The organism is Pseudomonas putida (genome assembly GCF_001976065.1).
Lineage (GTDB): Bacteria > Pseudomonadota > Gammaproteobacteria > Pseudomonadales > Pseudomonadaceae > Aquipseudomonas > Aquipseudomonas serbica.
The window spans coordinates 958,806-981,739 of the sequence record NZ_MNAH01000001.1; the positions used below are offsets into that span (position 1 = coordinate 958,806).

Annotated in this window: 17 protein-coding genes and 4 pseudogenes; 12 read left to right on the plus strand and 9 right to left on the minus strand. The window is 55.2% G+C overall.

From position 1 onward, the window contains the following. The first annotated feature begins 33 nt into the window (after positions 1-33). Positions 34-1,098: a lactonase family protein gene (locus BKX96_RS04410; protein WP_077182826.1), complete on the plus strand. Its 1,065-nt coding sequence runs from the start codon at positions 34-36 to the stop codon at positions 1,096-1,098. Next, positions 1,095-2,135, plus strand: coding sequence for an AbrB family transcriptional regulator (locus BKX96_RS04415; protein WP_082240450.1), 1,041 nt, complete (start codon positions 1,095-1,097; stop codon positions 2,133-2,135). Before BKX96_RS04410 ends, BKX96_RS04415 begins: the two co-directional genes overlap by 4 nt. 37 nt (positions 2,136-2,172) lie before the next feature. On the opposite strand, the gene BKX96_RS04420 is transcribed toward BKX96_RS04415, so the two are convergent. After that, positions 2,173-2,913, minus strand: a complete 741-nt coding sequence (locus tag BKX96_RS04420; protein WP_077182827.1) for an ABC transporter substrate-binding protein — start codon at positions 2,911-2,913, stop codon at positions 2,173-2,175. A gap of 214 nt (positions 2,914-3,127) precedes the next feature. Here BKX96_RS04420 and acnA point away from each other — a divergent pair, with 214 nt between their 5' ends. Then, entirely contained in the window at positions 3,128-5,806 is a 2,679-nt protein-coding gene (gene acnA, locus BKX96_RS04425) for an aconitate hydratase AcnA (protein WP_077182828.1), read from the plus strand. Between the two features lie 382 nt (positions 5,807-6,188). Here the strand turns inward: acnA and dctA are convergent, their stop codons facing one another. Both dctA and BKX96_RS04435 read right to left on the minus strand, forming a co-directional pair. Then, the gene (gene dctA, locus BKX96_RS04430; protein ID WP_077182829.1) at positions 6,189-7,490 is read right to left on the minus strand and encodes a C4-dicarboxylate transporter DctA; all 1,302 of its coding nucleotides are present in this window, start codon (positions 7,488-7,490) and stop codon (positions 6,189-6,191) included. A gap of 71 nt (positions 7,491-7,561) precedes the next feature. Continuing rightward, positions 7,562-8,917 carry a class-II fumarase/aspartase family protein gene (locus tag BKX96_RS04435; RefSeq protein ID WP_077182830.1) on the minus strand — a complete coding sequence of 452 codons (1,356 nt, stop codon included), beginning with the start codon at positions 8,915-8,917 and terminating at the stop codon, positions 7,562-7,564. A gap of 116 nt (positions 8,918-9,033) precedes the next feature. Between BKX96_RS04435 and BKX96_RS04440 the strand changes: the two genes are divergently transcribed. After that, complete coding sequence (locus tag BKX96_RS04440; RefSeq protein WP_077182831.1) at positions 9,034-9,774, plus strand: GntR family transcriptional regulator; 741 nt, start codon at positions 9,034-9,036, stop codon at positions 9,772-9,774. 62 nt (positions 9,775-9,836) lie between these two features. Here BKX96_RS04440 and BKX96_RS32985 read toward each other — a convergent pair. The 5 genes and pseudogenes from BKX96_RS32985 to BKX96_RS33475 form a co-directional block, all read right to left on the minus strand. Next, positions 9,837-10,030 (minus strand): annotated as a pseudogene (locus BKX96_RS32985) (hypothetical protein). Positions 10,031-10,344: 314 nt separating this feature from the next. Beyond that, a complete protein-coding gene (gene otnC / locus BKX96_RS04450) occupies positions 10,345-10,983 on the minus strand; it encodes a 3-oxo-tetronate 4-phosphate decarboxylase (protein ID WP_077182832.1) in 639 nt (212 codons plus the stop codon). Beyond that, a complete protein-coding gene (locus tag BKX96_RS04455) occupies positions 10,980-11,945 on the minus strand; it encodes a GntR family transcriptional regulator (protein ID WP_077182833.1) in 966 nt (321 codons plus the stop codon). Before BKX96_RS04455 ends, otnC begins: the two co-directional genes overlap by 4 nt. Before the next feature lie 154 nt (positions 11,946-12,099). Next, a complete protein-coding gene (locus tag BKX96_RS33470; RefSeq protein WP_410454520.1) occupies positions 12,100-12,963 on the minus strand; it encodes a methyl-accepting chemotaxis protein in 864 nt (287 codons plus the stop codon). Beyond that, positions 12,961-13,728, minus strand: a pseudogene (locus BKX96_RS33475) (MCP four helix bundle domain-containing protein); the annotation flags it as partial. The gene BKX96_RS33470 and the pseudogene BKX96_RS33475, both read right to left, overlap by 3 nt. A 310-nt stretch (positions 13,729-14,038) precedes the next feature. On the opposite strand from BKX96_RS33475, the gene pyk reads away from it, so the two are divergent. From pyk to BKX96_RS04495, 8 genes and pseudogenes are all read left to right on the plus strand, one after another. Then, positions 14,039-15,487 (plus strand): pyruvate kinase, encoded by a 1,449-nt coding sequence (pyk, locus tag BKX96_RS04465; protein WP_077182835.1) that lies wholly within the window; start codon positions 14,039-14,041, stop codon positions 15,485-15,487. A gap of 14 nt (positions 15,488-15,501) precedes the next feature. Continuing rightward, positions 15,502-15,672 (plus strand): hypothetical protein, encoded by a 171-nt coding sequence (locus BKX96_RS32770; RefSeq protein WP_179092122.1) that lies wholly within the window; start codon positions 15,502-15,504, stop codon positions 15,670-15,672. Beyond that, the gene (gene eno, locus BKX96_RS04470) at positions 15,665-16,966 is read left to right on the plus strand and encodes a phosphopyruvate hydratase (RefSeq protein WP_077182836.1); all 1,302 of its coding nucleotides are present in this window, start codon (positions 15,665-15,667) and stop codon (positions 16,964-16,966) included. Before BKX96_RS32770 ends, eno begins: the two co-directional genes overlap by 8 nt. Before the next feature lie 3 nt (positions 16,967-16,969). Continuing rightward, positions 16,970-17,767, plus strand: a complete 798-nt coding sequence (gene tpiA / locus BKX96_RS04475) for a triose-phosphate isomerase (RefSeq protein ID WP_077182837.1) — start codon at positions 16,970-16,972, stop codon at positions 17,765-17,767. Positions 17,768-17,845: 78 nt separating this feature from the next. Then, positions 17,846-19,471: an NADP-dependent glyceraldehyde-3-phosphate dehydrogenase gene (locus BKX96_RS04480; protein ID WP_077182838.1), complete on the plus strand. Its 1,626-nt coding sequence runs from the start codon at positions 17,846-17,848 to the stop codon at positions 19,469-19,471. Positions 19,472-19,479: 8 nt separating this feature from the next. After that, positions 19,480-21,003, plus strand: a complete 1,524-nt coding sequence (gene gpmI / locus BKX96_RS04485; RefSeq protein ID WP_077182839.1) for a 2,3-bisphosphoglycerate-independent phosphoglycerate mutase — start codon at positions 19,480-19,482, stop codon at positions 21,001-21,003. Positions 21,004-21,160: 157 nt separating this feature from the next. Next, the gene (locus BKX96_RS04490) at positions 21,161-21,877 is read left to right on the plus strand and encodes a TerC family protein (protein ID WP_077182840.1); all 717 of its coding nucleotides are present in this window, start codon (positions 21,161-21,163) and stop codon (positions 21,875-21,877) included. A 68-nt stretch (positions 21,878-21,945) separates the two neighbouring features. Further along, positions 21,946-22,125, plus strand: a pseudogene (locus BKX96_RS04495) (Lrp/AsnC ligand binding domain-containing protein); the annotation flags it as partial. Positions 22,126-22,411: 286 nt separating this feature from the next. Here the strand turns inward: BKX96_RS04495 and BKX96_RS04500 are convergent. Beyond that, positions 22,412-22,695, minus strand: a pseudogene (locus BKX96_RS04500) (integrase arm-type DNA-binding domain-containing protein); the annotation flags it as partial. Positions 22,696-22,934 lie beyond the last annotated feature (239 nt).

Here is a 22,934-nt window from a genome sequence, read left to right on the forward strand (position 1 = left end):
GGCGCCGTTCAATTCACCCTTTGAGATGAGCTCATGTTTATTTACGTTGGCTGTCGTACCACTCGTGAAAGAAATGCTCGGGGTAACGGGATTAACGTCTACAGCGTCGACCCGCAAACGGGATGCCTGACTCATGTGCAGTTGGTCGATGGCTTGGTAAACCCGTCTTTTCTGGCCATCAGCAAGCAACAGGATTTTCTGTATTGCGTCCATGGCGATACGGATCAAGCAAGTGCGTTCAGAATCAACTCCGATGGCACGCTGAGCTATCTCAATAGCCAAAGCACCCAAGGCCACAATCCCGCGCACCTGGCGATTTCACCGGATGGTGGTTTTCTGGTTGTGAGCAATCATTACAGTGGTTCAGTCGTTGTTCTGCCGATCCTCGCCTCGGGTGAGCTGGGCGAACTCTGTGAGCAGGTGCTGACCGAAGGGCCGATCGGACCCCATCGGCTTGAGCAAAAAGGCCCGAAACCTCATTTCAATCCATTTGATCCCAGTGGAAAAAATGTGGTGGTGCCGGACAAAGGGTTGGACCGAATCTTCATCTATCGATTCGATTCGCAACTGGGCAAGCTGCTGCCGGCTGCTTGCCCGTTTGTGGCCACTCGCAAAGGGGCGGGGCCTCGGCATGTGGCGTTTCATCCCGGGCTGTCGGTGGTCTACTCGGTCAATGAGCTGGACTCCACCGTCGGCACCTACTGCTTCAACAACGAAAGCGGCGAGCTTCAGCCACAGCAGGTGATCTCTGCGCTACCTGATTCTTTTACCGGCGACAGCACGGCGGCAGAGATCGAAGTCGATGGAGCGGGGCGATTCCTGTACGCCTCGAACAGAGGCAGCGACACCATCACGGTCTTCAGAATCGACCCGCAATCGGGTTGGCTGACGTTTGAATCGGCGACGCCAACGGAAGGCCGGACACCACGATTTTTTGCGTTGTCACCCGACGGAAAAGCCATGTTCGTCGCCAATGAGGACAGCGATACGATCGTGGTTTTCTGTGTTGATCCGGCGACTGGAGCCTTGACCCCGACGGGTGAAGTTGTCGAGACGGGAAGTCCGGTATGCATGATCTTCGGTGGATCGAGGGCATGAAAGCGTTTTTCACCTCAATGGAATTGTGGTGGGCAACACCGTTGGTGGGAATTGCCGGGGCTCTGCTTGCCAGCTACCTGAACTGGCCTTTGCCCTGGATCATTGGATCAATGTTGGCGGTGATCCTGGTGCGTTGTCTGGGCTGGCGGGTGGGGGAGATTCCCAATGGCCGCCTGACCGGGCAGTGGATGATCGCAACGTCCATCGGCTTGCACTTTACGCCAGTGGTGCTCGAGCAGATCCTCGGGCATTTCGCGATGATGCTGTTCGCGGCGTTTCTGACCCTGTTCCTGGCACTGCTCGGCGTCGAGTTCATGCGCCGTCGAGGAATGGACCTGACGACCGCGTTCTTCGCCTTCATGCCCGCCAACTTTTCAGAAATGATCCAGTCAGGCATCAGGCACAAGGCTGACGTCAGCCAGATCGCCGCGGCTCACAGCGTACGCTTGGTGTTGATTGTTCTCTGTGTCCCGACCGCGATGTTTTTTACCGCGAAAATCTCTCCGGCAGTGGTCCATGCACGTTTGCCCAGTGATTGGTATTGGCTGCTACCGTTGCTGATCGGTGGGGCGTTGACGGCAATGATCTGGAAGCGCTACAAGCTACCGAACCCCTGGATGTTCGGGCCGATGGCCCTGTGCGCGTTGTTCACGGCCAGCTTCAATTTGCAAACTGCGCTGCCTGTGGAGCTCAGTCATTACGGCCAGCTCATGATCGGATGCGCGCTCGGCGGGTATTTTGATCGACAGTTTTTCAGGGCTTCGCCGAAGTTCTTGCTCAAGGTCTCGCTATTCAACCTGATCATGATCTTCTGCACCCTGGTACTGGCGCTTGGAATAGGCTATTTGCTGGGCTTTCCGGTGTTGACCCTGGCGTTGGGCATGATGCCGGGAAGCAGTACGGAGATGTACCTGACGGCCGAAGCCCTGAACCTGGGTGTCGGCGTTGTCACGGCGATGCAAATCATGCGTCTGGTGGTGGTGATGCTCTGTGCCGAACCGGTGCACAAAGTCTGGTTGAAACGCCTTCGCCGCTGAGCGGGCAAGTGCGTTTCAACCTGCCATATGCGATGTGTTAATGGTCCTGCAAGGGGGCGACGGTGACGTCGCTCTGACCGCTGTCGACGAGTGCCTTGAGGACGAAGCCGTTGGCTTTCTGTTCTTCCAGGAACGCCCTGACGTAAGCCGCACCCGCGACACATTGCACAGGAACGCCCATCGCTTGGCGAATCGACGTGAAGTAACCGTCCAGCACACGCAGTTCTCTATTGGCTTCGGCAACCTTGAGCAGTGGCTGGCGCACCCCCGCAGCAGCCTCCAGGTTTTCATCGAGAAACAGATCGACCGCGCCAGCGGATGTCGGCGCACGGACGAGGGTCGCGTGCTGTTGGGTTCGGCTCAGGTACAAGTCGTAAGCAGCACCTCTGCCAACGGCGATCCGTACGCCGGGCTGATCCAAATCTTCCATCTTGAAGAACGGGGAGCTGTTCTTGACCAGATAAGTGCCTTCGATGATCACGTATGGTTCGCTAAAGGCGACCTGGGCCTCGCGCACAGGTTCGATGGCGAGGAACGCGATATTCCATTGCTTGTCCGCCAAGGCTTCGAACACCTTGCCGGCGGCATCATAAGTGATGAACTCCACGGAGACGCCCAGTTGCTTGCCGAGTGCCAAGGCAAGGCTGACGGACACGCCTTGAGGTTGTCCTGTGTCGGCATTGCGTTGTGCCAGAACCGGATTGCCAAAATTGATGGCGGCTCTGAGCACGCCGTTCGGTGCGAGATCCTTAAGGACGTCTGCAGTAGGGGCGAGCATGGGTGTTCTCCAGAGAAATTGTTGTAGGCCCTGAGAGTAGGGAAGCGCGTAGTTCCTGACAATTTCAGGCTCATCAAGGCTGCGTTCTCCGTGGACGAACGATGGCTTGCTCAACGCTCAATTTTACTCGGGTCGGCGTTTGGTTACGCTGGGTCCAACTGAACGACCGTACAGAGTCGTTTGCTCATGCACTCAACCGGTGAATGATAAGCCCATGATTTCAGCCATCGACGCACGTCATCAAAGCCACCTGCAAGTGGGCGATAGCCGTTACATCTACGTGGATCTGCACAAGATTCTGACCCCGAACGAGCTCTTCAGCTTGCCCTATTCGATCCGCATTCTTCTGGAGAATGTGGCGCGTTGTTCACCGGCGTCTCTGGACAATTTAATTGAGTGCATACGCGAAGGCGCGCCGGCCTGCGAAGTGCCTTTTTATCCCAACCGGTTGATGTTCCACGACACGACGTGCCTGCCGGCGCTGGCTGATTTTGCCGGCATGCGCGATATGGTGGCGGAAATGGGCGGTGCACCGGAAACCATGAATCCGATGATTCCGGCGGTGCTGGTCATTGACCACTCGGTAATTGTCGAGCGTTACGCCGAGGCGGACGCAGTCGAGAAGAACCTGGACATCGATTACCGCCGCAACTCCGAGCGCTATGAATTCATCAAGTGGGCACAAAAGAGTCTGACCAATTTCAAGGTGGTTCCACCCGGTACCGGGATCATTCACCAGGTCAACATGGAGTCACTGGCGACTGTTGTCTGGGAAAGCCAGACTGCCGACGGCCAGCCGCTGCTGCATCCTGACGATATCGTCGCGACCGACAGCCACACGCCCATGATCAACGCCATCGGCGTGCTGGGCTGGGGCGTGGGCGGGCTGGAAGGGCAGGCTGCCATGCTGGGCGAGCCGGTGCCGATCAGCTTTCCTGAGGTTGTCGGCATACGCTTGAGCAACGAACTGCGGCCCGGCGTGACGGCTACTGATCTGGCCTTGCGCATCACCCAGATGCTGCGTGCGAAGGGCGTGGTGGGCAAGTTCGTCGAGTTTTGCGGGCCTGGTTTGTCGAAACTCAGTTGGGCAGCGCGCGGTACGTTGTCGAACATGGCTCCCGAGTATGGCGCCACCGTGGTGTTCTTCCCGTTCGACGACAGCACGATGGAATATATGCATCTGACCGGGAGGAGTGAGGACACTATTGCGCGCATTGAAGCGTACCTCGAAGCGCAAGGCCTATGGCGCCACGACTCGTTGCCCGAGCCGCATTTCGATAACTTGATCGAGCTGGACCTGGCGGCCATCGAACCGAGTGTCGCCGGGCCTCATCAGCCACATCAGTGGCGCAAACTGGCGGACGCCGCACCGTCCTTTCGCCAGGATATTCTGGGTGAGCGGGAGGGCGTGATTGCTCGCTCCTCGGACACTGAGACCGAGTACTTCGAGCCTTCGTTTGGCCAGCCGCTGACCCACGGCGCCATTTCCCTTGCGGCGATCACCAGTTGCACCAACACCGCGAACCCGAGCCAGATGATCCAGGCCGGATTGCTGGCCCGCAACGCTCAGCGTCGCGGTTTGCGCAGCAAACCTTGGGTCAAGACATCCCTGTCGCCCGGATCGCGCGTAGTCGCGGACTACCTGGAAAAAGCCGATCTGCTGAGCGACTTCTCGGCCTTGGGTTTCGACCTGGCCGGGTTTGGTTGCATGACCTGCATTGGTAACTCTGGCAGCCTCGAAGAACACATGGAGCGCTTTTCGGATCAGGGCCTGAAAACCGTGGTCGTGCTGTCGGGCAATCGCAACTTCGAAGGGCGGGTCAATCCTCGTGTTCAGGTCGGCTACCTGGCCTCGCCGGCGCTGGTCGTCGCCTACGCGTTGGCCGGCACCATCAACATGGACATCCAGACTGAGCCGTTGGGTCAGGACTCGGCGGGCAACGATGTGTATCTGCATGAACTAATGCCCAGCGAAGAGCAGATTCAGGCACTCGTCAGCCAGACCGTTCGCCCGGACCTGTTCCGCAAACGCAACGCCATCCTGTGGGACGGCAGTCATCACTGGCAAGCACTGTCGGCCAGTGGCAGTGTGCAGTTTCCTTGGGCGCCGAATTCGACTTATCTGCGTCGCCCCATTTATCTGCAAAACGTCAAACCCCAGGCCTCCTCTGAGTTGTCGATTCAAGACGCGCGGGTGTTAATGGTGCTGGGTGACAACGTCACCACCGATCACATCTCACCCGCCAGTGCGATTCCACTTCAAAGCCAGGCCGGCGAGTGGTTGACCGAGCGCGGCGAAAACCCGAACGATCTCAATCAATACTCGACCCGGCGCAGCAACCACGAAGTGATGATGCGCGGCGCGTTCGTCAATCGGGCGGTGAAAAATCAGCTGCTGGATCAACAGCCAGCAGAGGGTGGCTTTGCCAGGGCTTACGACGGCTCAATTCAGCGGGTTTACGATGCGGCACTGAGCTATGTCGCCGAGGATATCCCGCTGGTGATTTTCGCCGGTTTCAACTACGGGGCGGGCTCCAGTCGTGACTGGGCAGCCAAGGCGCAAGCGACCCTGGGTGTCAAAGCCGTCATTGCGCAAAGTTTTGAGCGCATACACCGAAGCAACCTGATAGGCATGGGCATCTTGCCCATTACCTTTGCAACTGGGGTCGACTCCCAAAGCCTGCAACTGACGGGCAATGAATCGTTGGACTTCAGCGGACTTGAGCAATTGCAGGTGGGGGCAAACGCGGTAAGTTTGACGATCACTTGTGCTGAGGGAACCCAGACGTCAGTGTCATTGATTCTACAACTGGATTCGCAACAGGAAAATCTGTACTTAAAGGAGGGGGGGATCTTGCCCTATGTCGTGCGCAAGGTTGTCGCGCAAGCATAGGCTCTACCGAGAGGGGGAATGTAGATCAGTTGCTACCTGTTTCAGAGTGAGCGACAGCAAAATACCAATGGCCAGTTCCGCGCAGCGGCTCAGACACCGATACCCACTACGCGGAATGTAGCCAGGGCTGCTAGCAACTACCCCTGCGTAAACTAGTGTTCCATTGGTCTTTCAATAATCCGCAAGACAGCGTATTTGACCGCGAAAGTGGCCCGTCGCGAAGCACTACAAGCGGCCCCTAGCGAACACTTTGCTCATGAAAGTCTTCAGTGCCTGCGGAAATTTTCTAGAGTAAAAAAGGGCCTTTTAAGGGCCCTTTACAGATAGAGAGATTTAGTCATTTCAAGGAGTCTTTACTTCCCATCAACAGGCCATTGATGGGTTAAAGCGCTGCCTCTGGATTACGCCCGAACACTCGGTTGTATTCGGCCTTGGCAGTCTGTTCGGTAAATTCCCCCGACCATTTCGAGACCACCACCGTCGCTACGCTATTGCCGATTGTGTTGCAGGTGGCGATGGCCATGGACATGAAACGGTATACGCCAAACAGTAGGGCGAGGCCTTCCACTGGCAATACACCGATAGCCGTCACCGTGGCGGCGAACACGACGAAACTCCCGCCGGAAACCGCTGCTGCACCCTTGGACGTCACCAACATGATGGCTATGGTACCCAGCTGCTGCTCCCAGCTCATCGGCACGCCGTAGGCATTGGCGATGAACAGTACACAGAGTGACATGTAGATGGAGGTGCCATCGAGATTAAAAGCATAACCGGTAGGCAAGACCAGACCGACGCTCTGCTTGGAACAACCGAATTTCTCCAGTTTTTGCAGCAGACGTGGCAGGGCGCTTTCCGAGGAAGCGGTACCGAGCACGATGAAAATCTCATCCTTGATGTACTTGAGGAATCGCCACAGGCTGAAGCCTGAAATACGGCACACCGCACCCAGCACCACAAATATGAAGAACGCGACGCAGACGTAGAACATCAGCACCAGGTTTGCCAGCGACATCAGCACCGCGCTGCCATTGCTGCCGACGGCGTAGGCCACCGAACCAAAGGCGCCAAGCGGTGCGAACTTCATAATCAGGTTGATGAACTCGAAGAAGCATTCGGAGACTCGGCTCAAACCATCCTCGATCACACTGCGACGCTCGGGCTTGAGGGCCAGCAGGGCGAAACCGAACAGTACCGAGATCACCAGCACTTGCAACAACTGTCCGCCAGCGAAGGCGCCGACGAAGTTGTCCGGGAAAATCCCGTAGATGAAATCCATCGTCGAGGCCGGGGCGTGGCCCTTCGCGACCGCCGCGCTGGCAGCTGCCGCCGTAGCATTGCTCGGATGAGCGTCGTGCATGCCCGAGCCGATGTTCAGCAGATTGCCCCATAGCAGGCCGATGGCCAGGGCAATGGTGGAAACGATTTCAAAGTAAATCAGCGCACGTAAGCCGACCTTGCCAACCCGCTTGATATCGCCTGCCGAGGCGATGCCGTGAACAACCGTGAAAAACACCAGAGGAGCTACGGCAGTCTTGATCAGCTTAAGGAAGATATCGCCGAGAATCTTGAACTTGGCAGCCAGTTCTGGAGCCAGGAAGCCAAAGGCAATACCCAGCACCATGGCAGCGATCACTTGGAACGTGAGGTCTTTGTAGAACGGCTTTTTGTTAATAGTGGTCATGTCTGCGGTCTCGTTGTTGTTATATGCGAGCGGTAGGCAGAAGGGGCTCGATCGTGCGAGCCCCGGAACAATCAGCGTTTGACGCTGCCTTCACGAGCCAGGGCGATATCCACCATTTGGGGGGCAAGACCCAAATAGTTAGATGGGTCGGTCAGGCGCTTGAGTTCCTCGATGTCCAGTTGCGCGGTGGCTTCGCCCTGAGCAAGCAAGGCATCGAGCAGACTGGTGCCTTCATCGTTCGCCATGCGGCAGGCGGCATACACCACGTCATGTGCCACCTGGCGACCTAGCGCTGGGGCCAGGCCCATCATCACTGCCTCAGCCACGATCAGGCCTTGCGTCATGTCGAGGTTTTTGCGCATGCGCTCAGTGCGGACTTCCAAACCGGCGAGCATGAATTTCGCTTGGCCAAGAGAGGCGGCGCTCAAGGCGAAGGCTTCAGGAATGGCGATCCATTCGGCCTGCCAAGGGCCGGTAGAACGCTCGAAGTCCTGAATCATTGCATCGAGCATCAGACCGGCGTGCTGGCGGACGCCTTTGGCAGCGGCGTACATCAATTCGCAGGAAATCGGGTTGCGCTTCTGCGGCATGGTGCTGCTTGCGCCACGACCTTTGACGAAGGGTTCGTACACTTCGCCCAGCTCGCTGGTCATCATCATCATCACATCCAGGGCGACTTTGCCGAGGGAGCCAGTGACCAGGCCGAGGAAATTCAGGGTTTCAGCCAGGCCGTCCCGAGCAACGTGCCAAGTCGCTTGTGGCACGCCCAGGCCCAATTCAGCCATCAGGGCCTCCTGGACTTCCAGGCCTTTGTCGCCTAATGACGCCAAGGTGCCTGCCGCGCCGGCGAACTGACCGATCTCGACTCGAGGGCGCAATTCCACCAGGCGCTCGGCGTGACGGTCGAACATGCTCAGCCACACCGCACATTTGTAGCCAAAGGTGATTGGCAGGGCATGTTGCAGGTGAGTACGACCCGCCATAGGGGTGTCGCGATAGCGCTTGGCCAAATCGGCGAGCAAGCCACGTACCGCCTGGATATCGCGCTCGACCAGAGCCAGCGCAGCGCGGACTTGCAGCACAACAGCAGTGTCCATGATGTCCTGAGTAGTAGCCCCCCAGTGAACGTAGCGTCCGGCTTCGCCACAAATTTTCGACAGCTGTTCAACCAGCGGCAGGATCGGGTAACCGACGATTTCGGTTTCGTGCTGCATCAGCGCCAGATCGAGAGAGGCATAGGTAGCGAGTTCGGCGATTTGTTCGGCAGCCTCGCTCGGGATTACGCCACAGCGGGCTTCGGCGCGGGCCAGCGCCACTTCCACTTCGATATAGCGTTCGATCAGGGCTTTGTCGGAAAACACACCACGCATCTCGGCGGTGCCGAACATGTCGCGAAAGAGGGCGGAGTCGAAGACAGTGCTGGACATGAGGTAATCCTGATATGTTTGTTATTGATCGGACATATTCAATATGTCCGTACATAATTCTTACGTGCTCACTGATACACTGTCAACTCGGTAAACGCTCGGGACTGATGAAAGGTATGAACCAGACGCGCTATGCGGTCGTTGCAAAGGACTTGATGGAGGGGATTTCCAGCGGACGATTCCCGGTCGGGTCGTTGCTGCCAACAGAATTCGAGCTGTGCGAGTTGTATGACGTGAGCCGACATACGGTACGTGCCGCCATCACTCAGTTGCAGAATCAGGGGCTGGTATCACGGCGCAAACGGGTGGGCACGCGAGTCGAGTCCGCCACACCCAAGGGCGGCTATTCGCAGTCGCTGGCCTCGGTATCCGATCTGGTTCATCTGGCCGAAACTCAAGTGCGCAGCATTCAGAACGTGCAGCACTTCGTTGCTGACATCGCGCTGGCCAAGCGATTGGGGTTGGAGCCCGGCGAGCATTACTTTTGCGTTTCCAGCATCCGTGTTGATCAAGAGAACCTGCGAGCGCCGCTCTGCTGGACTGACGTTTATGCCCAGGACATTTATTCAGATGTTATCGAGCTGGCCGAGCAGCATCCTGACGAGTTGATTGCTGCTTTGATTGAGCAGCACTTTGGTCGACACATCGATGTGGTGGATCAGCAAGTCCGTGCGGTACTGCTGTCGCCCGAGATTTCCAAAAGCCTCAACGCAGAGGCCGGTTCACCGGGGCTGAACATTCTTCGCCAGTACCGTGATGAGGAGGGGGCTGTTATGGTGGTGTCGGAAACCACCCACCCTCAAGACAGGTTTACGTTGGTCACTCAGATGCGCAGAGAAAAGAATCTGACCTCTTAGGAGTGACTGCTATTGGCCGTTTGCTGCATGTCCCGAATGTTTGAACACGCAGGCGATAGCAGTCATTCCGGCGTCATCATCACTGCTAGTGTCATTTTGATGAATTCTTCGTTACGGTCTATCGCAGCGAGAGCGCCATGAACGTTTTCTGCAATTTCTGAGGCGCCGCGTTTCTCTACCCAGTTTGTAAGCTCCATATAGCGGCTTCTAAGGCGAGCTGATTTTCGTTGATCTTGTACAGCAGGGAAGGCAGCAGGTCTGAGTTTGGCGTTGTGTTCCTCCGTGGAGAGGAAAGGGTAGCAGGGTGTTCTATCAACACGTTGAATCCACAGCCGATCACCTCGAATAGACGGAAAAACGCCCCAAAACTAGTGTTGAGATGCCTATTACTCCTCTGCTTGGAGGAAGCGAAGGGAAGTTGTGACAACGATGTAAGTGGTTGAATCGGACTTGAACGAGTTCACCTCTCTAGCTGCTTCAGTGGCGAGCTGATTGGGGATTATGAGTAGCAAGGCGAACGACTAGCTATTGGTGGCTCAATCGAACGCCTGGTCTTGGCCCTCAGCAGGGTTACCACTTAACCGAGAAGACCTGTCGTAGATCTTCAATAGCGTCTTCGCCCAGCGGCGCAGGCTTAGGATTGCTCATCATCCAGAGCTTGGCCGTTTCCTCAAGTTCTTCCAGCGCAAAGCTCGCTTTCGAGACAGAGCTTTCCCAAACAACAGGACCCAAGCGCTCAAGCATGACGCCTCGTACGTTGTTCGCCAATTGCGCCACTTGCGCTGCCACGTCGGGAGAGCCGGGACGCTGGTAAGCGATCAATGGGATATGGCCAACCTTCATGATTTGGTAAGGGGTCAATGGTGGAAGGATGTCGTCCTTGGCCCAGACCCCGGCGAGCGTTAAAGCTACGAGCGAGGTCGAATGAGTGTGAACCACGCCATTGACTTCAGGGTTGCGGTCGTACACCTGGCGATGTAATTCCAGGGTCTTCGACGGTTTGCTGCCCGAGACCCAAGTGCCGTCCTTGCTGACTTTTGCGATCTCTTCTGGCTTCAATCTTCCCAAGCAGGCGTCGGTGGGGGTGATCAACCAGCCATCTTCCAGGCGTGCGCTAATGTTGCCTGCGCTGCCCACGGTGTAACCGCGTTCATAGAGGCTTTTCCCGACGATGCAAATTTCTTCGCGTAGTTGTTCTTCGGTGCTCAACTTGTGCTCTCCTGGAAAAGTGATGCGAGGCCAGTGCTGAGGCCAGAAAGTGAAGGGGTGGATTCGGCAGATTCTGATCGCAGTTTCAGGATCGGCGATTTGTGAGCAAAAGAGCCGCTCAAGTGCTGCTTCATCAAATGCGCGGCTTCCAGGTTATTGCCCTGTTCCACCAACTCGATCATCCGAATGTGTTCGGCGCATTGTTTGTAGAGACGCTTGCGGTCGATCATCGAGCGGTACTCGATGAGCCGGCGCATGTTGTTCATCTGGACCAGAATCATGTGATAAAGCGGGTTGCCAGAGAGCTTGATGAACTCTTCGTGGAAGCGAATACCATTTTTTAGAAGGACATCTGCCGGCAGGTTATCGATGCCTCCATTGAGCATGTCCTGCTGCTCTTTTTTAAGACGTTGGAGCTTGGCCAAGTCGTGCAGGTAAGTCGGCTCCAGCAGTGCCGCGGGCTCGATCAGCGAGCGCACCTTGTAGATTTGTTCGAGGGTTTCCGGTGTCTTCGCCACATCGAGAAAACGCCAGCCGTAACCCGGTTTCGGTTCAGCCCACCCGACTTTGGCGGCGCGATTCAGGATGTCGATGACCTGGGCTTTGGTCAGGTCATAGCGAGTGCGCAGAAACTGCTCCGTCACTTCGCTCGGGATTGCGTTGTTCAACCAGTCTTCCGAGAGTCGGTAGTATTCATCCGGCTCTTCAAGAGGAAGTACCTCGTCTTGAATCTGCGAAGGATCCTGCGCTGATTCCAGTACGAAGAACCCGCGATTGGGCAACTGCTCAAGCACAGTTTGTTCCGAGAGCAATACCAATGCTTCGCGCGCCGGAGAGCGAGAGACATTGAATTCGTCGGCGACTTTTTGTGCGCTCAAGTGAGCGCCCAGTGATAGCTCACCGGTCTGGATTTTCTGCCGGATCTCGGCAGCGATTCGTTGAACGAGGGCGCTTGAGGCCATATCTGTGATCACTTACGAAATGGGGTGGCGGCAATACAAACCAGTTGAACCGGAATATGAGATCAATTGAGGCATACCTCAATTCGATCAGATTTTGTCGCGCGTGACTACTTTTTAACGTGCCATTATGCAAAAAATTGCATTGTCGATATTGCTACATCTTGAAGTGTTGAACCATCGAATTCAGCTCAATGGCCAGCAAACCAAGAGATTGAGACGCACTGGTAGTTTGCTGCGAGCCTGTCGCTGATTGAATAGATAGGTCTCGGATGTTGAGCAGGTTCTGGTCGACCGAGCGTGCCACATGGGCTTGTTCCTCAGTCGCCGTGGTGATCATCAAGTTTCTTTGATTGATGTCGTCGTTGGCGGCCACGATTTCTGCCAATGCGCTTTGGGTGGACTGGGCTAGGGAGAGTGTGAGGCGGGTGTTTTCACTGCTGCTGAGCATGGTCGACACGGCAGTATCCGTGCCGTTCTGAATCCCGCTGATCATGTCTTCAATTTCTCGTGTGGACTGCGCGGTACGGTGAGCTAGCGCGCGGACTTCATCGGCGACCACAGCAAAGCCTCGCCCCGCATCACCCGCCCGCGCAGCTTCAATGGCCGCATTCAAAGCCAACAAATTGGTTTGCTCAGCTATCGTGCGAATCACGTCCAGAACCTTGCCGATGCCTTGTGCTTGATCCGCCAGACCTTCCACTTGTTTTGAACTGAGTTGCACGTCTCGGGTGAGTGTTTCGATTGCACCGAGGGTTTCCACCATGCGCTGTTGACCACGAAGAGCAATGTCCCGGGAAGCCAGCGATAACTCTGAAGTAGACAGAGCATTGCGCGCCACCTCCTCAATGGCAGCTGTCATCTCATTGACAGCCGTGGCTGCCTGTTCGATCTCCGCATGTTGCTGGTGAATGTCATGGCCTGACGCCTCTGTAACCGTATTTAGTTGAGCGGTAGCGGAGGTCAGTTGCTTCGACGAACCAGAGATTTGACTCAGGGTTTTGATCAGGTTGTTCTGCATCGTCGCCAGGGATTCGAGCAGGCGAGTGGCTTCATCATTACCGGTCGGTTGGATGGGCTTACTCAAATCACCTTCGGCAATTGTTCTCGCCGCTCTTACGGCTTCATCCAGCGGTGCAGTGATGCTGCGGGTCAGTAACCACGCCACCAGGATTGTGCCGATACCAACCAAAATGATGACCAGCACCACTCCTCTGACAGCACGTTGATAGGCATCGATTGATTGATTACCCGCGGCTTCTGCCCCTTGGTTCGAGCGATCAATCAGGTCATCAAAGTTTTTGGTCATCTGGTCGTAAGAGTCTCTGATGGTCATCAAAAACGCCCTTGCACCAGGCTTGTCGCCTTGCCGAGATAGCTTGAGTAATTCGAGGTGATTTTTCGCATACACCTCCAGGCTGGCATTGAATGCGCTTAAACGGTCCTTGTCTTCATCGCTGAGCAGCAACTGAGCATAGGTTTGCATTTGCTGCCGGACTTGCTGCAACCGCCCGGCAGTTTTGTCCTCGTAGGACTGCATGTCTTTTTCGCTGACCGAAAGAATGTGCTGCATCGATCCCATCCGATAGCGATTCAGCGCGGCATTAGCTGCACCCAACGCACGGACTCGCTGGAGCCAGTTGTCCTTGATTTGGATCGATTGATCCTGAACCTCGTCAATCTGCCGCAACGCGAATACCCCTAAAGCAACGCTCAGCGCGGCAATGATGAAGAACCCGAGAACCATTCGACTGGCGATTGAGAGGTGTCTTGGCAGCATGAGCATTATCCCTTCGGCAGAGTAGTGCGATCCGGGTCTTGGCCGGATGCGTGTATTTGTGCTGACTAAAATAGCATTGCATTTTAGTGTGTCAATGTGCCAATATTTTTTGGACGATTTTTCGAGTCGGCTCACCTCAATGATCAATGCACAAGGCAGAAACGCTGAGGTTTAAAGGATTTAATCGAGCCGTGGTTGTTAGGTGGCCAATCAGATTGCTTTGCGCAGATTGGTTATTCGCACGCTAATAGCCATAAGCAGAATCCAGATTTCCTTTGCATTCAATAACAAAACCCTGTTCGAGGAAGCATCTGTCATGCAGCGCAGAACCAAGATCGTGGCCACATTAGGGCCAGCAACAGAATCATTCGAAGCCATCGAGGGATTGGTGAAAGCGGGCGTCGATGTCGTGCGTTTGAATTTTTCCCACGGCAAGGCTGAGGATCACATTGCTCGTACCAGATTGGTCCGTGAGTTGGCTGCCAAGCATGGTCGCTTCGTGGCGGTACTGGCGGATTTGCAAGGGCCGAAAATTCGAATTGCGCGTTTTGCAGATGGAAAAGTGATCCTCGATAAGGGTCAGCAGTTCGTTCTCGACGCTTCTCTGGACAAGAATGCGGGGGACAAGCAGCGAGTCGGTATTGACTACGAAGCGCTGATTACTGATAGCCGTCCAGACGACATACTGCTGCTCGATGATGGACGAATTGAGCTTAAGGTCTTGAAGGTCGAGGTCACGCAACTGATCTGCGAAGTTCTGGTCAGCGGGCCGCTTTCGAACAACAAAGGGATCAACCGCAAAGGCGGAGGGTTGTCTGCATCGGCGCTGACTGAAAAGGACTTCGCCGATATCAAGACTGCCGCAGAAATGCAGGTGGATTATTTGGCTGTGTCGTTCCCGCGAGATGCTTCTGATATGGAGCTGGCTCGTCGCCTGCTGCATGAAGCCGGAGGGCAGGCAGGTCTGATCGCCAAGATTGAGCGCGCAGAAACCGTCAATGACCAACGTATTCTGGATGCGATCATTGAGGCATCGGAAGGTGTAATGGTCGCTCGTGGCGACCTCGGTGTTGAGATTGGCGACGCAGAATTGGTTGCCGTGCAAAAGCTGATTATCGACCGTGCTCGTACACTGAATCGCGTGGTAATCACTGCGACGCAGATGATGGAGTCGATGATCACTCAATCGATGCCGACTCGCGCTGAAGTGTTCGACGTCGCCAATGCGGTGCTCGATGGCACCGATGCGGTGATGCTTTCAGCTGAAACCGCAGCGGGTGCCTATCCGATCGAGACGGTTGAGGCCATGCACCGGATTATCATCGGCGCCGAAAAGCACCCTCAGTCCCATCGCTCCAAGCATCGTGTCGATCAGGTATTCCACAAGATCGATGAATCCATCGCCATGTCGGCCATGTATGCAGCGAATCATCTACATGGCGTCAAAGCCATTATCTGCATGACGGAAAGCGGCGATACACCTCGTTTGATGTCGCGCATACGCTCACACCTCCCAATTTTTGCATTCTCTCGCAACCTGGCTACTCAGAATCGGGTCACGCTTTTTCGAGGTGTCACCACCATTCCATTCGACAGCGATGATTTCGCCCCAGAGTTGGTGAACGAGAAGGCGGTTGCGGAACTGACCCAACGTGGCGTCGTGAAGTCTGGTGATCACGTTCTGATTACCAAAGGCGACTACGCCAACGCCCAAGGCGGCACTAACTCCCTTCGAGTCGTGTGTGTCGGCGAAGCCATTCGCTGAGTGAGGAAGCACTGATGAGTGAGATTAATTCAGCAGACCAGGTTGCGACACTTCACCTTGAAAGTGAATCGTGGCCAAGAGATTTCGATTTTCGTGAGCAGTACGCGGAGCAGCAGGAATTACTGAAGTCGCAGAGCGATGACACGTTAGCTCCGAACCATCCGAAGGGGGAAAAACATGCTTAACAAGAACAGCCAAATTCAACAAGTTAGTGCTCGGGAAATCCTGGACTCGCGAGGAAACCCGACTGTTGAAGCTGTGGTAACTCTCGCGAATGGAGTTACTGCTACCGCCAGCGTTCCCTCCGGTGCCTCGACTGGTTCACGTGAAGCACTTGAGTTGCGAGACAACGCATCGCGCTACATGGGCAAAGGCGTCATGCGGGCGGTCGAGAATGTAAACAACCCGATCCGCGAATGCTTGATCGGACTGGATGCATTGAATCAGCGCGAAATCGACAATGTCATGATCGCCCTGGATGGCACCGAGAGTAAGAGCATTCTGGGCGCTAACGCGATTCTTGCCGTTTCGCTGGCGACAGCCAAGGCGGCTGCCAAGGTTCAGAACATTCCCTTGTACGAACACTTGGCTGCGCTATACGGCTCGCCGGGAAAATTCAGCATGCCGGTTCCGATGATGAACATCATCAACGGTGGTGAGCACGCCGATAACAACATCGACATCCAGGAGTTCATGATTCAGCCCGTCGGAGCATCGTCGTTCCGCGAAGGGCTTCGCATGGGCGCCGAGGTGTTCCATTCCTTGAAGAAAGTTTTGTCGGAACGTGGCCTGAGCACTGCCGTGGGGGATGAGGGTGGTTTCGCTCCTTCACTGGCCTCCAACGAAGAGGCGCTGGTAGTTATCAAGGAGGCGGTGAGCCGAGCGGGTTACGAGCTGGGCAAAGACATTACCCTGGCGCTCGATTGTGCGGCCTCGGAATTTTACGAGGGTGGGCAATATGTACTCGCAGGTGAAGATCAGGCGTTCAACTCGGCAGGTTTCGCCGATTACTTGGCGATGCTCTGCGACAAATACCCGATCATTTCTATTGAAGATGGGATGGACGAAAGCGATTGGGGCGGCTGGGCAGGCCTGACTAAAAAGCTTGGTCACGTGCAATTGGTGGGTGACGACCTCTTCGTGACCAACACCAAAATACTGCGAGAGGGAATTCAGAAAGGGATCGGTAACTCGATCCTGATCAAGTTCAACCAGATCGGAACACTCAGCGAAACGCTGGACGCCATCCGCATGGCGCAGGATGCCGGTTATACCGCAGTCATTTCCCATCGTTCGGGTGAGACGGAGGACACCACAATTGCTGACCTCGCCGTCGCCACTTGCGCGGGACAGATCAAAACAGGATCTCTGAGCCGCTCGGATCGTGTGGGTAAATACAACCGTTTGTTGCGTATTGAAGAGGCCTTGCAGGAGCGAGCGCCTTACAACACGGCCGCGCTTCTGAACAGGAAGGCCTGAATCATGCAGACCGCTTCGAATAAACAAAAATTGGTGATTGGCAATTGGAAAATGAACGGTAGTAGCGCTGCCAATGCGTTATTGCTGCGTAGCGTACTTCCGGTGATTTCACGCTTTGAAGGTGTTGAAATTGCAATTTGCCCGCCGTTTCCTTACCTGACGACCGTAGCTGATCTACTTGATGATTCAGCCGTTTCGCTGGGTGCTCAGAATCTTAGCTCCCAGCTATCAGGCGCTCATACCGGTGAAGTCAGCGCTTCGATGCTCCACGACATCGGCTGCCGCTTCGTGTTGGTCGGACATTCGGAACGCCGGGCACTTTACTCAGAGAATGATGACCTGGTGGCAGAGAAATTTGCTGCTGCGCTTCGCGCTGGGCTCATTCCGGTTTTGTGTGTAGGCGAAACCCTGGCGCAACGTCAGGGCGGCGAAACTGAAGCGATCGTCACCACACAGTTGAGCGCGGTACTGAAGGCTGTTGGCATTCAGGATCTGGTTAAAGGCGTCATTGCCTACGAGCCTGTCTGGGCGATTGGTACCGGTGAAACGGCGACGCCAGAGCAAGCGCAAGCAGTGCATCGACACATCCGCCAGTGGTTGGCTGACGAAGACTGCGCAGCCGCCGCTGATTGCCGGATTTTGTACGGTGGAAGTGTCAAGGCCGACAACGCCAAGCAACTGTTCAATCAACCCGATATCGACGGCGGCTTGATCGGCGGAGCTTCTCTGGATGCGATTTCTTTCGCGACCATTTGCAGGGCAGCTGAGGCTAACCCAACGACCGAATCTATCGCGATCTGAATTCTTTTCAATATGTAGGCGCTGCGTATCCATTCACTGTTTACGGGCAGCGCCTGGTGCAGGCACCGAGGTATAAAAATGACTTTGAACAATCGACTTGAAGCACTGTTTCCGAGCGCTGACGAAATCCCCGCCGCTTTCCGTCCAGGACCGGCCATCGAACAGCGCGACTATCTCGTCAATGGTGAGTTGCGGTTGTGGGACGGTCCAATAGCTCCGGTCCGTAGCCCTGTGTGCCTGAAGAAAGAGTCGGGATACGAGTCAGTCATTTTGGGCAGTACACCGCTTCTTGATGCGCAGACTGCGATGACCGCATTGGATTCTGCGGTGCAGGCCTATGATCGTGGTCAAGGCGCCTGGCCCACGATGCGTGTGGTCGAGCGTATCCGTCACGTGGAGGCTTTCCTCAAGCGTATGCTCGAACAGCGCGAAGCCGTGGTGAAGTTGTTGATGTGGGAGATCGGCAAGAATCTGAAGGACTCGGAGAAAGAATTCGATCGCACTTGTGATTACATCGTCGACACCATCAATGCCCTGAAGGAACTGGATCGTCGTTCAAGCCGTTTCGAGCTTGAGCAAGACACCTTGGGGCAGATTCGCCGCGTTCCCTTGGGTGTGACTCTGTGCATGGGGCCTTACAACTATCCCCTGAACGAGACGTTCACTACGTTGATCCCGGCTTTGATCATGGGCAATACCGTGGTGTTCAAACCCGCCAAGTTCGGTGTTTTGCTGATCCGGCCTCTGCTCGAAGCGTTCCGTGACAGCTTTCCGGCAGGGGTCATCAACATCATCTACGGCAGTGGCCGAGAAACTGTCAGCGCTTTGATGGCCAGCGGCAAGATCGATGTCTTCGCGTTCATCGGTACCAACAAGGCTGCCAGTGATCTAAAAAAGCTTCACCCGAAGCCGCACCGCCTGCGTGCAGCACTTGGCCTGGATGCGAAAAACCCAGGCATCGTCCTGCCTGATGTCGATTTGGATAACGCCGTTTCAGAGGCCGTTACCGGTTCACTGTCTTTCAATGGCCAACGATGCACGGCGCTGAAAATTCTTTTTGTGCATGAAAACGTCGTTGATGCCTTCCTCGATAAATTTCAGTCGAAGCTTGCCCAGCTGAAACCGGGCATGCCTTGGGAGGCAGGGGTTGCTTTAACGCCACTGCCAGAGCCCGGTAAGACTGCTTTCCTCACCGGTCTTGTGGCCGATGCTGCCAGCAAAGGCGCCAAAGTCGTCAATGCTGGTGGCGGTCAAGTCTGCGAAACATTCTTCTATCCAGCCTTGTTGTACCCAGTGACATCTGACATGCGCGTGTACCACGAGGAGCAGTTCGGCCCGGTGGTACCAGTGGTGGTTTACCGCGATCTGGAAACAGTCATCGAATACGTCCTCGATTCCGATTTCGGCCAGCAGCTCAGTATCTTCGGCAAGGATTCCGCGCAAGTGGGTCGTTTGGTCGATGCCTTTGCCAATCAGGTGGGGCGTATTAACATCAACGCGCAATGCCAGCGCGGCCCAGACAGCTTTCCATTCAACGGTCGCAAAAACTCTGCCGAAGGGACGCTATCCGTTCATGACGCCTTGCGCGTGTTCTCCATTCGCACGCTCGTCGCCACCAAGTTCCAGGAAAGCAACAAGGAACTGGTCAGCGACATCATTCGCAATCGCGAGTCGAGCTTCTTGACCACTGACTACATCTTCTAGGGGGCACGATGACTACGCGCTCTTTGATTATTCTTGATGGTGTCGGTATTAGGCAGGCTACTGAATCGAATGCATTCGCCGCAGCGAAAAAGCCGACGTTTGATGCGCTGCTCAAGCGTTTCTCCCACAGCGAGATCGAAACTTCAGGTCTTGCTGTTGGACTGCCAGAAGGTCAGATGGGGAACTCCGAGGTTGGCCACATGAACCTCGGCGCGGGGCGGGTGGTGTACCAGAGCCTGACCCGAATTGATAAAGCACTCGCGGACGGAGAGTTCTCACAAAATCCGGCACTACAGTCGTTGCTCCAAGGGGTAAAGAGTCGCGATGGTGCAGTGCACGTGATGGGCCTCCTTTCTCCCGGCGGCGTGCATAGTCATATCGATCAGATTATCGCGGCTTGTGGTTCCCTGGTTGAGCAGGGTGTCGAGAAAGTATATGTGCATGGCTTTCTCGATGGCCGAGACACGCCGCCCAAGAGCGCTTTAGCATCGCTTGAAGCTTTGGAAAACGCGTTTGCGAGACTGGGCGCCGGGCGCATTGTTTCGCTGGTCGGTCGCTACTATGCAATGGATCGCGACAACCGCTGGGCTCGCGTGGAATCGGCCTACCGACTGATTGTCGGCGGCGAAGCCGAACATCAGGCTGAAACGGCGACCGTAGCTTTGTCTGCCGCTTACGAACGTGGGGAGTCGGATGAATTCGTCAAGCCAACCACGATTGGACAGTCCGTCAGTGTCGGTGCGGATGACGCCATGATCTTCATGAACTTTCGCCCCGATCGGGCGCGAGAGTTGACCCAGGCGTTGATCCAACCGGATTTCACGGCGTTCGAGCGGCCGTTTGTGGTGGCCAAGGATCGCTTGCTCACATTGACGCAGTATTCCGAAGAGCTGAGTTGCCTGTATGCATTCCCTCCCAAAGCCATTCACAACAGCTTGGGGGAACACTTGGCCAGACTTGGGAAGACGCAATTGCGCATTGCCGAAACCGAGAAGTACGCCCACGTGACGTTCTTTTTCAACGGTGGTAGAGAGCAGCCTTTTGAGGGGGAGGAGCGAATCCTGATTCCGTCACCTGACGTTGCTTCCTACGATCTTCAGCCTGAGATGAGCGCCCCCCTGTTGACGGACAAACTGGTCAACGCCATCGCCGGCGGCACATTCGATCTGATCGTTTGCAACTATGCCAATGGTGACATGGTGGGTCACACCGGGTCTTTTGACGCTGCTGTAAAGGCCGTAGAAGTGCTTGATGACTGTCTGCGCCGGGTGGTTGAGGCGACGCTCGCCGCAGGTGGCGAATGCTTGATTACGGCCGACCATGGCAACGTCGAACAAATGCTCGACGTCGAGTCTGGTCAGGCACACACGGCCCACACCTTGAATCCGGTTCCGCTGATTCTGGTCAGTGAGCAAAACGATCGTAAAGGGCTGAGGAGCGGCCGGCTGTGCGATATCGCGCCAACCTTGTTGCGGATGCTGAATTTGCCGATTCCGTCAGAGATGGATGGCAAGTCACTTCTTACCGTCTGATTGGATTACAGGTGCCATCAGTGCATCGCCGCACCGACGATTGGCTTGGTCGCCCCCGTCGAGGCGATGCGGCTTATCACGACTCGCTCTTCTGAGCATGCGGGCATTGCCACTTTGGCAGTGCCTTTTTTTCTGAGCAATCGAGAGTTTTGACGTTATGGAATGGTTTCTCAATCCGGAAATCTGGATCGCGTTTTTTACCCTGACGGTGTTGGAAATCGTCCTGGGTATCGACAACATCATCATGATTTCAATTTTGGTCAGCCGAATGCCCAAGGCCATGCAGCCGAAAACACGTTTCTTTGGCCTGGCGTTGGCCATGGTCACCCGCATTCTTTTGCTGTTGTCCATCACCTGGATCATGCGCCTGACGGCTGATCTCTTTCATGTCTTCGATCAAGGGATCTCAGGGCGTGATTTGATTCTATTCTTCGGTGGATTGTTTCTATTGTGGAAAAGCAGCAGCGAAATCTTTCAGGAGCTGGAAGAAGGCGAGGAGGGCGAGTCAGCGTTTGGTAAGAAGGGCGCAGGCTTTCTGAGCACGATTATTCAGATCGCGATCATCGATATCGTGTTTTCCCTCGATTCGGTCATCACTGCTGTGGGTATGGTCTCTCATGTACCGGTGATGATAGCCGCCATTGTCGTCGCTGTGCTTATCATGATGCTGGCTGCCGGAGCTATCAGTGCGTTTATCGACAAGCATCCAAGTTTGAAAATGCTTGCCCTGGCATTCTTGATTGTCGTGGGAGTTGTGCTCATCGCGGACGCCATGGGGCAACATGTGCCTAAGGGGTATGTCTACTTTGCCATGGCTTTTTCGCTGGCGGTGGAGGCATTGAATATTCGGTTCAGAACGCTAAAGGCCGCATAAAATCGTGACAACGGAGCAAGGACGCCTCACTTCAGTGAGTCATTTCCAAGCCATCAATTCATGGATTGGCAGCACCGTTGGTGGGATCTCCTTCTGAGAGCATCAGCTTGAGACATTCACGCACCCAGGATCTACCGGCCTTTCAACAGCTCTACGATGAGAGCCTTTCGACATTGCCCAATGTTCAACGATTGACCTCAACGCTTGTTATGAAGCGTGTCGTGCAGGATCGACCTCTGCCGCTGTAGTGTGAAATGCGGGAGTAGAAAACCTACGAGCTTGATCTGCCGAAGGTCCGTTTTTGGCTGTGGATTCAACCGATCGACGCAACACAACTAAATTCTGTGAAAGCAGCCTGAGCTTGCCGTCAACGGTTGAATTACGGCAGTAATTTTGAGGAAATCACCCAACGGGATTGTTTGGATACTTTTACCGGCGGAGGAATTAAGTCACATGCACCTTCTGACTCGAAGACGAAGTCACTCCGGCGCCATCAGCACTGCGAGTATCATATTGATAAACTCTTCGTTCCTACTGATTGCTTCTAAGGCGCCGCGAACCGTTGGGATTCATCTGTTCATCAATAAGTGCTCGGGTCTGGTTACGTGCCTTGCGGATGTCCGCCAGGGATTTGCGCGGCCAAGACGCCGCAGGCGTACTCTTTGTTCTACTCGCCCCACCGAAAGCGAGAAAAAGCTGACCGACACACCGTCCTTACGGGCTGAAATTCGACCGGCGAGATTGCCATCCTCCCTGAGTATCCGGCCGGCATCATTAACGGTCAGCGATTCGAGTTCGTTGACGGTGATTTTGGCCATAAAATGGCTTCCCCCTACTTTTACCCCCACAAAAACGTCGGCTCTTGATGGACGTTGCTGGACTCTCGTAGAGCAGAACGCCGCTGGAGCTCAAGTAAATACCAGCTTGGAAAAATCCACAGTAAAATTTTGAAAGCTTTCAAGAAGTATGAAAAAGGAGATGGGGTGCTAGGGGTCGAGTGTTCGAATCACTCCGTCCCGACCATATTTCCTGAGTAAAATCAGGCGCTTAAGCCGAT